This window comes from Xanthomonas hortorum, assembly GCF_024339125.1.
GTDB lineage: Bacteria > Pseudomonadota > Gammaproteobacteria > Xanthomonadales > Xanthomonadaceae > Xanthomonas > Xanthomonas hortorum.
Genome location: NZ_CP101417.1, coordinates 4,664,208 through 4,677,730 on the forward strand (window position 1 = coordinate 4,664,208; position 13,523 = coordinate 4,677,730).

Here is a 13,523-nt window from a genome sequence, read left to right on the forward strand (position 1 = left end):
TGGTTACCGCCTCAACTCCGAATCCGGGCGCGGTGCTCGCGCTCGATCACGGCCACCACATCGGCAACGACTGCATCGACGTCCCGGTCGGTGAGAGTGCGCGAGTTATCCTGCAAAATCAAGCCCATAGCCAGACTCTTGAAACCTGGCTCGACCCCCTGCCCGACATAGCGATCGAACAGCTGCACCTCGCGCAACAACGGGCCAACCGTGGTGCGCACACTGGCAGACAGCGCCGCCCAGGTCACCTCTTCCGGCACCAGGAAGGCCAGATCGCGACGCACCGAGGGGAACCGCGACAGCTCGCCGGCACGCGGCAGCGCACGCTGCGCCAGCGGCGCCAGCTGCAGCTCGAAAGCGATCACGTCCACGTCGATCTCCAACTGCTTGGCAAGACGCGGATGCACCTGCCCGATCCAGCCGATGTGCACGCCATCGCGATGGATATCGGCCGACCGCCCCGGATGCCCGAACGGCTGGGTGGAAGGCTGGAAATCCAGCACCGCGCCACTGGCCGCAGCCAGCGCCACCAGATCGCCCTTCAGATCGTGGAAATCCACCTTGCGTGCAGACTCGCCCCACTGCAGCGCCAAGGCATCGCCACAGACTGCTGCGGCGACGTGCTGCGCTTCCTGCGGTGCGGCGCCGGTCTCGGCAGACGCTGTGAATACCTTGCCCAGCTCGAAAAGGCGCACCCGCCCGGCCTGGCGGGCGGCGTTGCGGCCCAGCGTCGCCACCAGACCCGGCAACAAGCGCGGACGCATGATTGCAAGTTCCGCACTGAGCGGGTTCGCCAACGGCACCAGACTATCGGTCAGCTGCCAGCGCTCCAACAGGTTCGCATCGACAAAGGCGTAGTTGATGGTTTCCTGCAGCTCGCGCGCCACCAGCTGGCGACGCACGCTGAGTTCGTCCAGCTGGGTTTCGCTCGGCATCGCGATCCGGCTTGCGCCACCGGGCAGCGTGGTCGGCACCCGGTCGTAGCCGTGGATACGCGCCAGCTCTTCGATCAGATCTTCTTCGATGGCGATATCGAAGCGACGGCTCGGCGCCATCACCTGCCAACCTTCGGCCACCGCGTCGAGCTGCATGCCGAGCGCAGTGAGAATGCGCACAACCTCGGCATCGTCGATCTGGATGCCCAGCACGCGCGCAATCCGCGCACGCCGCAGCAGGATGCGCGCAGGCTGCGGCAGATGCTGCGGCAGATGCTGCGGCAATTGCGCATGTACGACCGGGCCCGGCGTCCCACCGGCCAGCTCCAGCACCAGCCGTGTCGCCATTTCGATCGCCTGTGGCGGCAATGCCGGATCCACACCACGCTCGAAGCGATGACCGGCATCGGTATGCAACCCGAGCTTGCGGCCACGGCCCATGATCGCGGCCGGATCGAAATACGCCGATTCCAGAAATACATTGCGCGTGGCCTCGGTGACACGCGTCTCCAACCCGCCCATCAGACCGGCCAGCGCAACCGGCCGGCCTGCATCGGTGATGGTCAGAAAGCTGTCGTCCAAGGTGACCTGACGCCCATCCAGCAGCGCGAGCTGCTCGCCACTGCGCGAACGCCGCAGACCGATCGGCCCCTGCAGCGTGTCCAGGTCGAACGCATGCATCGGCTGGCCGAGCTCCAGCATCACGTACTGGGTGATATCCACCAGCAGCGACACCGGCCGCACGCCACAGCGACGCAGGCGCTCGGCCAACCACACCGGCGTTTTTGCCGCCGGGTCGATGCCTTCGATCACGCGACCGCAGTAACGCGGCGCCTCGTCGCCGGCATCCAGCTGCACTGACAAGGTACGCGTCGACACCGGCGCCACCGCGCCTGCATCGAAGGCCACCACTTCGCTGGCGCACGCTGCGGCCACATCGAAGGCGATGCCACGCACGCTGAAACAATCGGCGCGATTGGGCGTGAGCTTGATCTCGATGCTGGCATCGGGCAGCCCCAGATATTCCGCCAAGGCCTGACCCACCGGCGCATCGTCCGGTAGCTCGAACAGGCCGGACGCGTCGCTATCCAGACCCAGCTCCTTGGCCGAACACAACATGCCGTTGGACGCCACGCCGCGCAGCTTGGCCGCAGTGATGGTCAGCGCACCGATCTGCGCACCGACAAGCGCCAAAGGCGCCACCAGACCGGCACGCGCATTGGGCGCGCCACACACGATCTGCAGCAACTCGCCCTGCCCTGCGTCGACGCTGCAGACCTGCAGACGATCGGCTTCCGGATGACGCACCGCCTCGACGATGCGCGCCACCACCACTTGACCCAAGGCTTCGCCCAACGGCGTGACCTCTTCCACTTCCAGACCGATCGCCGTCAGCGTCGCGGCAAGTTCGTCGCGGCTGGCCTGGATGGGAACGTGGCTGCGCAGCCAATTTTCAGAGAATTTCATGAGGGGCCGGGATTGGGGATTCGGGATTTGAGATTCGTAAAAAACAGTCGACGGGGGCGGGACGAGGGCGCTGTTGCAAATCCCCAATCCCGAATCCCCAATCTTCGCCGTCAGGCGAACTGCCTGAGGAAGCGCACATCGTTCTCGAAGAACGCGCGCAGGTCGTTGACGCCATAGCGCAGCATCGCAAAGCGCTCCACGCCCAGGCCGAACGCGAAGCCGGTATAGCGCTCCGGATCGATGCCGACGCTGCGCAGCACGTTCGGGTGCACCATGCCGCAACCCAGCACTTCTAGCCAGCGCGTGCTGCCGTCGGGCTGCTGCCAGGCGATGTCAACTTCCGCACCCGGCTCCACGAACGGGAAATAGCTGGGGCGGAAACGCATTTCGAAATCGCGTTCGAAGAACGCACGCACGAACTCGGACAAGGTGCCCTTGAGGTCGGCGAAATTGGAATGCTCATCCACCAGCAGGCCTTCCACCTGATGGAACATCGGCGAATGGGTCTGGTCCGAATCGGAGCGATACACCTTGCCGGCCGCAATCATGCGCAGCGGAGGTTTGTGCGCATCCATGTAACGCACCTGCACACCGGAGGTATGGGTGCGCAACAGGCGGCCATCGCCGAAATAGAACGTGTCGTGCATCGCGCGCGCCGGATGGTGCGGCGGAAAATTCAAAGCTTCGAAGTTATGCCAGTCGTCCTCGATCTCAGGACCATCGGACAGCTCATACCCCAAGCGTGCAAAGATCTCGACAATGCGCTCGAGCGTGCGCGTGACCGGGTGCAATCCACCGCGCTCGCTGCGACGACCCGGCAAGGTGACATCGATGCGCTCGCCAGCCAGACGTGCGTCCAGTGCGGCGTTTTCCAGCGTGTGTTTGCGCTCTGACAGCGCAGCGCTCAGCGCGTCGCGCGACAGGTTGATGGCCTCGCCAGCGGCCTTGCGTTGATCGGCCGGCAGCGTGCCGAGCTGCTTGAGCTGGGCGGTGATGCTTCCGCTCTTGCCCAGCAATGCAACGCGCAAGGCTTCCAGTTGGTCCGGCGTCTGTGCGGCGGCGACATCTGCCAACGCGCGCTCGGTCAGGGATTGAATCTCACTCATTGCACTCGCGCCTCAACTGCTCAGCCGAACGGTGTTTCCGGATGCACCGGAACGCATTACCACATGACTCTTGCCAACCATCCAAATCTAGAGATGCCGGCTATTTAAAACGCAAAAGGGGAAGGACTCGCGCCCTTCCCCCTGCATATCTGCGTTTCATCACCCAAAGCAGGCACACGAGTATGCGGCTGCTCGAGACGATCTACCCCTTCAACAGTCCGCACATGGATGTGCGGGCTCTTGCGAAGGACTCGCACCAACGACGTGCGGGCTCCTGCGAGGGACCTGCATTTACGCCGCCAGCGCGCCCTTTGCCTTCTCAGCCAGCGCGGCAAAGCCGGCAGCGTCGTGCACGGCGATATCAGCCAGCACCTTGCGGTCCAGGGTGATGCCAGCCTTGAGCATGCCATTCATGAAACGGCTGTAGCTCAGACCATTAATGCGGGCAGCCGCATTGATGCGGGTGATCCAAAGCGCACGGAACACGCGCTTCTTCTGCTTACGGCCAATGTAGGCGTACTGCTGTGCCTTGATGACCGCCTGCTTGGCAACACGGAAGACCTTACGACGGGCGTTGTAGTAGCCCTTCGCCAGGTTCAGAATTTTCTTGTGGCGGCGGCGCGCCTGCACACCACGCTTTACTCGTGCCATGGTTCAGTCCTCAGAGATAGGGAAGCATACGATCGAGACGGCCTGCGTCCTCGGGACGGACGTGGTTCGTCTGCCGCAAGTTGCGCTTCCGCTTGGTCGCTTTCTTCGTGAGGATATGGCTACGGTTTGCGTGGCCGCACTTGTACTTGCCGGAGGCGGTCTTGCGGAAACGCTTGGCCGCCGCCCGGTTGGTCTTGATCTTGGGCATTGCAATGTCCTTGATGGTGTTTTGTCACTGACCCGGGCGGCAGTCTTGCGACCACGCTTTCCATCCTTGCCCTTGCCTGCTTGTAAGTCCGTGATCGAACACGATCCGGACAGGTCCTGTACCGCTTACGCGGCGCCACGGTAAAACCGGGTCGCGCAGTATGCCCGTTGCCGGGAATTCTTGCAAATCGCTGCTGTCTGCACTGCGACCGACCCCGCCGGGGCTGGCCGCAACGCGGGATCAGATCTTCTTCTTGGGCGCGATCATCATGACCATCTGCCGCCCTTCCAGGCGCGGACGCGACTCGATGACGATGTCTTCGCCAAGATCGGCCTCGATCCGGGACGCCATTTCGCGACCCAGCTCCTGGTGGCTCATTTCGCGGCCACGGAAGCGGATGTTGACCTTGACCTTGTCGCCCTCTTCCAGGAAGCGACGCATGTTGCGCAGCTTGATCTGGTAGTCGCCCTCGTCCGTGACCGGACGGAACTTGAGTTCCTTGATCTCGACCTGCTTGGTTTTCTTCTTGGCCTCGTTGGCCTTTTTCTGCTGCTCGAACTTGAACTTGCCGAAATCCATGATCTTGCAGACCGGCGGATCGGCCTGCGGCTGGATTTCGACCAGATCCAGGCCTTCTTCCTCGGCCTTGGCGAGCGCTTCGTCGCGCGACAACACGCCGACCATCTCTCCGTCACTGCCAATCACGCGGACGCGCGGCACGCGGATTTCTTGGTTCTTGCGGTTCTGTTTGTTGTCAGGGGTACTGATATTGCAATCTCCCAGGGGAATCGAACCGGCGCATCCGGATCATCCAGACCGGCCGGGGTTGGCTCACGCTGCCTGCTCTGCCTGCAGACGTTCGACGAAGGCCGAGACCGTCATGGTCCCGAGGTCTTCTCCCGAACGTGTCCGCACGGCGACGGCGCCGTTTTCCTTCTCGCGGTCACCGACCACGAGCAGATAGGGCACGCGTTGCAGCGTATGCTCGCGAATCTTATATCCGATCTTCTCGTTACGCAAATCGGCGTTTACACGGAAGCCTTGATTTGCAAGGGTTTTCCGAACCGAGTCCACATAGTCTGCCTGGGCATCGGTGATATTTGCGACAACGACCTGGACCGGGGCGAGCCAGGAGGGGAAGGCGCCGGCGTGGTGTTCGATCAAAATGCCGATGAAACGCTCCATCGAACCGACGATCGCCCGGTGCAGCATGACCGGGTGTTTTTTCTGGCTGTGCTCGTCCACGTACTCGGCGCCAAGGCGGCCAGGCATCATAAAATCGACCTGCATGGTGCCCAGCTGCCAGGTGCGGCCGATGGCGTCCTTGAGGTGGTATTCGATCTTGGGGCCGTAGAAGGCGCCCTCGCCCGGCAGCTCCTGCCACTCCACCCCGCACACGCCCAGCGCGCTGCGCAGCGCGGCTTCGGCCTTGTCCCAGGTGACGTCGTCGCCCAGGCGCTTTTCCGGGCGCAACGCGATCTTGATCTCGATGTCGTCGAAGCCGAACGCGGTGTAGACCGCCAGTGCCTGCTGATGGAAGGCGGTGACTTCGGATTCGATCTGCGATTCCAGGCAGAACACGTGCCCGTCGTCCTGGGTGAAGCCGCGTACGCGCAGGATGCCGTGCAGCGCGCCGGACGGCTCGTTGCGGTGGCAGGCGCCGAACTCGCCGTAGCGGATCGGCAGGTCGCGGTAGCTGTGCAGGCCCTGATTGAACACCTGCACGTGGCCAGGGCAGTTCATCGGCTTGACCGCGTAGGTGCGCTTCTCCGATTCGGTGAAGAACATCGCGTCCTGGTAGTTGTCCCAGTGACCGGACTTCTGCCACAGCGACACGTCCAGGATCTGCGGGCAACGCACTTCGCCGTAGCCGCTGTCGCGATAGACCTTGCGCATGTATTGCTCGACCACCTGCCACAGCGACCAGCCCTTGGGATGCCAGAAAACCAGGCCGGGCGCCTCTTCCTGCAGATGGAACAGGTCCTGCTGCTTGCCGATGCGGCGATGGTCGCGCTTGTCGGCTTCTTCCATACGCAGGATGTAGGCGTCCAGCTGTTTCTTGTCGGCCCAGGCGGTGCCGTAGATGCGCTGCAGCTGCTCGTTCTTGGCATCGCCGCGCCAGTAAGCACCGGAAATGCGGGTCAGCTTGAACGCCTTGAGGAAGCGCGTATTGGGCACGTGCGGGCCGCGGCACATGTCCACGTATTCCTGGTGGTAGTACAGGCCCATCGCGGTGATGTCGGCGGACATGTCCTCGATCAGGCGCAGCTTGTACTCCTCGCCGCGCCGGGCGAACACCTCGATCACCTCGGCACGCGGGGTGACCTTCTTGATCACCTCGTAGTCCTGCGCGATCAGTTCCTGCATGCGGTGCTCGATCGCGGCCATGTCGTCCGGCGTAAACGGACGCTCGCTGTAGATGTCGTAATAGAAGCCTTCGGCGATGACCGGACCGATCACCATCTTGACCTCGGGGTACAGCTGCTTGACCGCATGCCCGAGCAGATGCGCGCAGGAGTGGCGGATGATCTCCACGCCTTCGGCGTCCTTGGCGGTGATGATGCGCAGGCTGGCATCGTGGTCGATGACGTCGCTGGCATCGACCAGTTGGCCGTCCACCTGGCCGGCGATGGTGGCCTTGGCCAGGCCGGCGCCGATCGACTGGGCGACCTGCATCACCGAGACGGGGGATTCGAATTCGCGGCGGCTGCCGTCGGGGAGCGTGATGTTGATCATGGGCAAGAATGAGGTCTGTGCTGGCTGCAGCGCGACGGCTGCAAGGGAGACCTGCCCACTGCGGGACAGGCTCGGATAGGGATGCGGCGAGAGGTGGTGCAGAAAGAACGCCGTGCGGGCGCCGTGCGAACTGGCGCGGCCGGAATCAGCAGTGGGCAGTGGTAGTGCTCATGTCGCACGCTAGGCCGGCGCGGGGCGCGGGCCACCTTCTCGCAAGGGGTCTTGGAGACGAATGGTAAACCAATCAACCCGGCGTTGCGCATGCCGGCACGGGGCCGGCGGGCGCGTGGCAGGATGCCGGAGACCTATAGTTATGGCTGGAACAATTTTACGGGAGGCTGACAGATCCAACTGCCCCAGCGCCGAATATGCCGTGAACTGACGCAGCGTACCCTGGAAGAAGGCCGCTACCATCGGCGGGGCGGTGACGATCAAGGTTGTCATGACCAGGCCTAGCCCTCCTTTGCCAGTGCACGCTCCATTATAGAAATTCCTTCCAATTCAGATCAATATTTCTTAAATACCGGCTCGGTACAATCGGAATACATAACTTTACAGGAGCCAGTTCCACTTTTTTCGCAGTTCCTCTTCGCCAATTCGATTGCCACTTCTTTACTTTCAGCTGCTTGGAAGAAAGTATCAGAATGAGAAGCCGCAAATGAAGCGCACTGATTTCTGTAGACTAAATGGACTTTACAATCCGAGGCACCACCCAACGCACATTGGTTAATAGCGGAATTTCGAGCATCTTTTTCCGAAAATTTATTGGCTGATGTACCGGCCTCACCAGTCGACTCAGAAGTAGCAATTGCTCCCCACGTCTTAAGCCACTCTCCAGTAGGTCTAGGGGGAGGAATCGGAAGGTCGCCTCTTGATGTGCCAGAGTCAGGCCCACACTGCGGGCTACCGGGAGCGACTCCTGAAGGGCATGCCGTCTGCGAGAGAACTGGATTAGCACTCGTTAATAAAAATATGACCACTATTAAATAAATAAATTTCATTCAGCACTCCTTAAAGTTGCGCCTACCGCTGCGCAAGACCACGGTCCCCGGATTCCTGGGGAGGAGAAGAATCAAAACGGGCTCCTGTATCTGATCGAACGACGTTATTCGCGCCACCTCTAGCATGACTGTCGGGGCGACCTGAATCTGTAGCCGGCGCACCCGGCTCATAAGGCCGTCCAGCCGCAGGCGACTGACCCGCTCGATCCAATTGCCCCAGCGCCGAGTACGCCGTGAACTGGCCCAGCGTGCCCTGGAAGAAGGCCGCTGCCATCGGTGGAGCGGTGACGATTAAGGTTGTCATGACCAGGCCAAGCCCTCCTTGCTGCAATGCCATGCTGCTGATGCCCTCGCCACTATTTCCTGGCATCGCGTACTTCACCAGGAATGCGACAGCCACTGCGCCGATCACCTTCGCTGCCAGGCTCACCGTAAAGCTCAGCACCGACAACGAAAACACCATACCTAATCCGCATAGCAGCCACTTGCTGAACAACGACTTTGTCGCCTGGAACAGGAGGCACATGATGAACAAGGGACCGAAGCCCACAAACAGCGCCATACCAATCTTGTTCAACAGAAGCAGTGCCCCCCCACCACGCCGGGGCCTGCCATCTCTACCCCAGTGAACCAGCGCGCACGGGTCTTCTCGTCGTCGCGCTGTTGGTTGCCTGCTGTCTGGATCTGATCGATGCTCATCATCGCAATCTGCATCAAGCCCAAATTCTTGTCGATCGCATCGTAGGGACTTTCCGAATCCCCGGTCACCACTTGAGTAATGGACTGGCTAACACCGTCAGTCAGCGTCCAGTACAGTTTCGACGAACCTTCGGCCATGCTCGTCGCCAGACCGATGATCAGCGCCGCACGCAACGCCGTCACCACCAAGCCCATGGCCGCCTCGCGGGACTGGCCGGTCACGATGCGATACCCCTGGAACATGACCCACAGCGTCAACACCGTCAAGGACACAATGCCAATCAAGGCCGAGGTGCGCTGCAGTAGCGTCCACTGAAATATATCGATCTCGTCGCTGCAAGATCTTCATGTGCAGACAAGATGACCTTGGCAATGCTTATGTCAAATGCCAAGGTCATCAGTTGACCCCTACGGCACGATCAAATCGTCCTGCTACGCGCCTCGGTTTCTTGCACCTGAGACTGCACCTGTGTCGCCTGGCGCTGGCCTTCCTCGGCCACTTGTCGGGAGCTGTTTTCCAATGATTGGCTCTGCGTCTGGTCGCGGTCCACAAAAACCCGGCGCATCGCCGGATCGGTCATCTCGCCCTGCACTGCAAAGAAACCGTCACCGCTCTTATTCGGCGCCACATGATCGATGCGTTCGAGCCCACTGACTTTCGCCTCGAAAACGATCTGACCAGCTGCTTGCTCAAGCTCTTTGCGGTTGGCGAAACCGCCACGCTCGCCTAGCGCTTCGAGCTTACTCACTGCTCCGTTGTACATCGCGTTATCTGGATGACGAGGGTCGGAAAGCAGGGGACCAGATGCTGACTGTGCCTGTGCAGCGGGAGCAGCCGTCTGCTCGGCTTGCCTGGCCGTTTGCTGCGACAGTGCCTGCCCCAAGGCTGCCTGCGTCTGGTTACCCACCACACCATCTACCTGCAAACCACGCTCGCGCTGGAATTGCTCGACCGCGTATTTGGTGTTGCCGCCGAAGTCGCCATCGGGGTGCAGCGGCTTGCCGTCGCGGCCGGTTGCGCCGAGCTGAGCAAGCTGGCCTTGCAACTGCTTCACCGACTCACCGCGCTCGCCCTGTTCTAGTTTGCCATCGTGCGATTTCACGGCGTGATGGGAGGTCGAACTGGGCGCTATGCTGGCTTTGAGATCAACACCATCGCGCTTGATGCTCTCGATCAAATCAGGAACACGACGCTCCCAACTTTCCGCGTGCCTTTGGCAGTCTTTGGCTGCTTCGATACTCCAAGGTTTGCTGGGCGTAACACCATTTACTACACGCCTGGCGTTATAGACGTCGTGGCTATCGGCATCAATGTATCGATCAAGAGGCTTGCCGGTAAACAAGCCATCGCGCATACCAACAACCAGCACCTTTGCGGCGATTTCTGGATCCTTCGCCATATCTGGATTACGGACCATTTCGCCATTTAGGCCCAGCAACTTGTCAAACTTTGCATAATTGTAGTCATGGGTGAGATGCACGTAGCCACGGCCATAAAATTCTTCGCCGCCGCTATATCCAAGCTTGCGCGCTTGGCTACGCCCGAAATCTTCTTCAGGCGCCTGAAAGTTACGCGTCTCATGCTGAGCCGTCGCCAACATGTACGATATTTGCTTTGGATCGGTCACACCGTTCTCAAGCGCGGTTTTGACGATCAACCTAAGGATGGTCTGATCAACGGCATCGGAGGATGAGCCTAACCACATCGACCAGGCTGACGGCGCTCAGATCCTCGATTTTTTTGCCGTTTCCGGCGCGTTTGCAGGGTGTTGCCCGGGTTACAGGCGCACGTTCCCCATCGTCGGCAGTAACTGCTTTCGCTTCATCCACAGGTTCGATAGCGCAAACAAGGTCAGCACCTGCGCGGTGTTCTTGGCCAGGCCGCGATAGCGGACCTTGGTGTAGCCGAACTGGCGCTTGATCACCCGGAATGGATGCTCCACCTTCGCGCGCACGCTGGCCTTGAAGTGTTCCCAACGTCTTTCCCGAGCACGCTCGCGTTTGTTGCCGAGGGCTTGCATCGTCGAGGGCCTGGCGGCGATGAAGAATGCAGCCTTGCAGGCCTGCAGTTCTTCGCGTTTGTCCGCACCGGTGTAGCCGCTATCGCCGAACACGCTGTCTTCTTTGCCATGCAGCAACGTGTGCATCACCGTGACATCGGCGACGTTGGCGGCTGTGCAATGGACGTGGTGCACCAACCCGGAAAATTCATCCACGCCGATGTGCGCCTTCATCCCGAAATACCACTGATTGCCCTTCTTGGTCTGATGCATCTCAGGGTCGCGCGCGTTGTCGGCATTCTTGGTCGAACTGGGCGCCGCGATCAGCGTCGCATCGACGATCGTGCCCGACCGCAGGCTCTGGCCCTTGCGCGCCAGATGCGCGTTGACCGCTTCCAGCATCCGCGCGGCAAGGCCATGGGTCTCCAGCAGGCGCCGAAAGTTGAGAATCGTGGTCTCGTCCGGAACGTTGTCCAAGCCACCGAGCTGGGCAAACCGCCGCAAGGTCGGGATCTCGTGCAGTGCTTCTTCCATCGCCGGATCGCTCAGCGCATACCACTGCTGCAGCAGATGAATCCGCGACATCGTCGCCAGTGCGTACGGCTGCCGACCTGGCCGGCCCGATACCGGATAGTGCGGCGCGATCAGACCGAGCAGTTGCTGCCACGGAACCACCTGCTCCATCTCGGCCAGAAAGATCTCGCGCCGGGTCTGCTTGCGCTTGCCCAGGCCCTCAGCGTCACCGAACGTCAGTTGCATGGATCACTCCTCAACATCAGGCGGGTAGTGTCGCGTATCTGTGGTGCGTTGTTCAGAGGTTCCTTAACGCCCGGGAAAGTTACCTCTACAACCGGTGAGCGATTACAAAGCATGATCCCTGGACTATCGTCGTTGCAGCCCTGCGCCTTAACAACAACCGCAATATCACTGATCTTTGCACTAATCTCACCCTTGTCGTTGAGTTTGGCACTGACAGTAGATGGCATCTTCAAATCCTTTTGTGAAGCAGATTCGGCCGCCACGCCAGCTTGATCACCAGCAGTTGCATTTTTTTCTTCGACATCTGTGTGTGGCACGGCTGGGCTGCAAGCTGCAAGCAAGAGAAAACATGCCGAAATTGTAGGTGCCACAAACTTCCCTAGCTCATGCATATCAGTGCAACCCAAGTTCTATTTCAAAAAGTCAATATTCTTTAAAAATCGGATCACTACATTTAGAAAGAGTAATCTTACATCTCGTATTGGAGTTTTCTTCACATTGGCTAAGAGCTAACTCTGACGCTTTCTCAATGCTAGCAGCACCGAAAATAGATCCCTGCCCCTGTCCGGAAGCTGCAGCTGCCACGCATTGGTTGAAGAAAGCTAGACTTACTTTACATTTCCCTGACTCCAAACCTTCACAACTAGAAATTGCATCTCTTTCAGCCTGTTCCTTTGTCTTACGCCCAGAGCTAACACCGGCATCACCATTATTAGCAGTAGCAACCGCACCCCAGGTTTTAATCCACTCTCCTGTAGGCACAGGCGGTCGAGGTGCAATATCTCCTCTTGAGGTGCCAGAATCAGGTCCACACTGCGGACTACCGGGCGCGACTCCTGCTGGGCAAGCAGTCTGAGCTGACGCATCCATGAAGATCACAGAAAAAAATATTATTATAATGGGTTTAAAAAATTTTATATTCATGACTTAAGAACTCTCAGGTCGCCTTGCCAAGCTTTCCAGTTTGGACGCTATTATCAGATGAAGGATTAGAGTACGCAGTGCGCCCAGTCGTCGCCTGCTGTGTATTGGGTGTTTCATCATTTCTGGCCGGCGCCGCCGGCGTCTGCGGCCGTCCACCACTACTATCCTGGCTCGCCCGATCCAACTGCCCCAGCGCCGAGTACGCCGTGAACTGGCCCAACGTGCCCTGGAAGAAAGCGGCCGCCATCGGCGGTGCGGTGATGATCAACGTCGTCAACACCAAGCCCAATCCTCCCTGCTGCAGCGCCATGCTGCTGATGCCTTCGCCGCTGCCACCGTTCATTGCCCACTTCGCCACGAAGGCCGCACCCACTGCGCCCACCACCTTGGTTGCAAGACTCACCGTAAACGTCAATACGGACAGCGAAAACACAGTGCCTATTCCGTATAGCAGCCACTTGCTGAACAACGACTTCGTTGCCTGAAACAACAGGCACAGGATGAACAAAGGCCCAAACCCTACAACGAGCGCCATCGCCAGTTTGTTCAGCAGCAGCATCGAGCCCGCGACGACGCCCGGGCCAGCCATGCCGATGCCGGTGAACCAACGGGCCCGGTCTTTTTCGTCTTTGCTTTCTTCATCGCCACCGGTCTTGATCTGGTCCAGACCGGACATCGCCACCTGCATCAGCATCAGGTTCTTGTCGATCGCCTCGTAGGGGCTGTCCGAGTCGCCGGTCACCGTCTTGGTGATCGCATGGCTGACCCCGTCGGTCAACGTCCAGTACAGCCGCGACGACCCTTGGGCCATGCTAGTGGCCAGACCGATGATCAACGCTGCACGCAGCGCCGTCACCACCAGACCCATCGCCGCCTCACGCGACTGGCCGGTGACGATCCGATAGCCCTGGATCAAAATCCACAACGTCAGCACCGTTAGGGATGGTCTGATCAACGGCATCGGAGGATGAGCCTAACCACATCGACCAGGCTGACGGCGCTCAGATCCTCGATTTTTTTGCCGTTTCCGGCGCGTT

Annotated in this window: 12 protein-coding genes and 2 pseudogenes; all 14 read right to left on the reverse strand. The window is 60.1% G+C overall.

Annotation, left to right across the window (positions count from 1 at the left end; translation table 11 throughout):
• Window positions 1–11: 11 nt before the first annotated feature.
• Window positions 12–2,402 (reverse strand): phenylalanine--tRNA ligase subunit beta, encoded by a 2,391-nt coding sequence (pheT, locus tag NMB96_RS19910; protein WP_255085471.1) that lies wholly within the window; start codon window positions 2,400–2,402, stop codon window positions 12–14.
• Between the two features lie 110 nt (window positions 2,403–2,512).
• A complete protein-coding gene (gene pheS / locus NMB96_RS19915; protein WP_023904405.1) occupies window positions 2,513–3,508 on the reverse strand; it encodes a phenylalanine--tRNA ligase subunit alpha in 996 nt (331 codons plus the stop codon).
• A 291-nt stretch (window positions 3,509–3,799) separates the two neighbouring features.
• Window positions 3,800–4,159: a 50S ribosomal protein L20 gene (rplT, locus tag NMB96_RS19920; protein ID WP_006449140.1), complete on the reverse strand. Its 360-nt coding sequence runs from the start codon at window positions 4,157–4,159 to the stop codon at window positions 3,800–3,802.
• A gap of 10 nt (window positions 4,160–4,169) precedes the next feature.
• The gene (rpmI, locus tag NMB96_RS19925; protein WP_006449141.1) at window positions 4,170–4,367 is read right to left on the reverse strand and encodes a 50S ribosomal protein L35; all 198 of its coding nucleotides are present in this window, start codon (window positions 4,365–4,367) and stop codon (window positions 4,170–4,172) included.
• Between the two features lie 240 nt (window positions 4,368–4,607).
• Window positions 4,608–5,150, reverse strand: coding sequence for a translation initiation factor IF-3 (infC, locus tag NMB96_RS19930; RefSeq protein WP_080639730.1), 543 nt, complete (start codon window positions 5,148–5,150; stop codon window positions 4,608–4,610).
• Between the two features lie 48 nt (window positions 5,151–5,198).
• Window positions 5,199–7,103, reverse strand: coding sequence for a threonine--tRNA ligase (gene thrS, locus NMB96_RS19935; RefSeq protein ID WP_023904406.1), 1,905 nt, complete (start codon window positions 7,101–7,103; stop codon window positions 5,199–5,201).
• Window positions 7,104–7,448: 345 nt separating this feature from the next.
• Window positions 7,449–7,568 (reverse strand): annotated as a pseudogene (locus tag NMB96_RS23630) (type IV secretion system protein); the annotation flags it as partial.
• A 41-nt stretch (window positions 7,569–7,609) separates the two neighbouring features.
• A complete protein-coding gene (locus tag NMB96_RS19940; RefSeq protein WP_084217891.1) occupies window positions 7,610–8,104 on the reverse strand; it encodes a DUF4189 domain-containing protein in 495 nt (164 codons plus the stop codon).
• Window positions 8,105–8,126: 22 nt separating this feature from the next.
• Window positions 8,127–9,130, reverse strand: a pseudogene (locus tag NMB96_RS19945) (TrbL/VirB6 family protein).
• Window positions 9,131–9,222: 92 nt separating this feature from the next.
• Window positions 9,223–10,509, reverse strand: a complete 1,287-nt coding sequence (locus tag NMB96_RS19950; protein WP_425520896.1) for an XVIPCD domain-containing protein — start codon at window positions 10,507–10,509, stop codon at window positions 9,223–9,225.
• A gap of 72 nt (window positions 10,510–10,581) precedes the next feature.
• Entirely contained in the window at window positions 10,582–11,562 is a 981-nt protein-coding gene (locus tag NMB96_RS19955) for an IS5 family transposase (RefSeq protein ID WP_255085250.1), read from the reverse strand.
• Window positions 11,553–11,879 (reverse strand): hypothetical protein, encoded by a 327-nt coding sequence (locus NMB96_RS19960; protein ID WP_255085473.1) that lies wholly within the window; start codon window positions 11,877–11,879, stop codon window positions 11,553–11,555. The genes NMB96_RS19955 and NMB96_RS19960 overlap by 10 nt, the downstream gene beginning before the upstream one ends.
• 106 nt (window positions 11,880–11,985) lie before the next feature.
• Window positions 11,986–12,486 (reverse strand): DUF4189 domain-containing protein, encoded by a 501-nt coding sequence (locus NMB96_RS19965; RefSeq protein WP_255085474.1) that lies wholly within the window; start codon window positions 12,484–12,486, stop codon window positions 11,986–11,988.
• 13 nt (window positions 12,487–12,499) lie between these two features.
• Window positions 12,500–13,447 (reverse strand): TrbL/VirB6 family protein, encoded by a 948-nt coding sequence (locus NMB96_RS19970; RefSeq protein ID WP_343237618.1) that lies wholly within the window; start codon window positions 13,445–13,447, stop codon window positions 12,500–12,502.
• Window positions 13,448–13,523 lie beyond the last annotated feature (76 nt).

Bases quoted from the DNA above. Each gene is read 5' to 3' on its own strand.
- pheT (WP_255085471.1), bottom strand. From the start codon at position 2,402: ATGAAATTCTCTGAAAATTGGCTGCGCAGCCACGTTCCCATCCAGGCC.
- pheS (WP_023904405.1), bottom strand. From the start codon at position 3,508: ATGAGTGAGATTCAATCCCTGACCGAGCGCGCGTTGGCAGATGTCGCC.
- rplT (WP_006449140.1), bottom strand. From the start codon at position 4,159: ATGGCACGAGTAAAGCGTGGTGTGCAGGCGCGCCGCCGCCACAAGAAA.
- rpmI (WP_006449141.1), bottom strand. From the start codon at position 4,367: ATGCCCAAGATCAAGACCAACCGGGCGGCGGCCAAGCGTTTCCGCAAG.
- thrS (WP_023904406.1), bottom strand. From the start codon at position 7,103: ATGATCAACATCACGCTCCCCGACGGCAGCCGCCGCGAATTCGAATCC.
- NMB96_RS19940 (WP_084217891.1), bottom strand. From the start codon at position 8,104: ATGAAATTTATTTATTTAATAGTGGTCATATTTTTATTAACGAGTGCT.
- NMB96_RS19950 (WP_425520896.1), bottom strand. From the start codon at position 10,509: ATGTGGTTAGGCTCATCCTCCGATGCCGTTGATCAGACCATCCTTAGG.
- NMB96_RS19955 (WP_255085250.1), bottom strand. From the start codon at position 11,562: ATGCAACTGACGTTCGGTGACGCTGAGGGCCTGGGCAAGCGCAAGCAG.
- NMB96_RS19965 (WP_255085474.1), bottom strand. From the start codon at position 12,486: ATGAATATAAAATTTTTTAAACCCATTATAATAATATTTTTTTCTGTG.
- NMB96_RS19970 (WP_343237618.1), bottom strand. From the start codon at position 13,447: ATGCCGTTGATCAGACCATCCCTAACGGTGCTGACGTTGTGGATTTTG.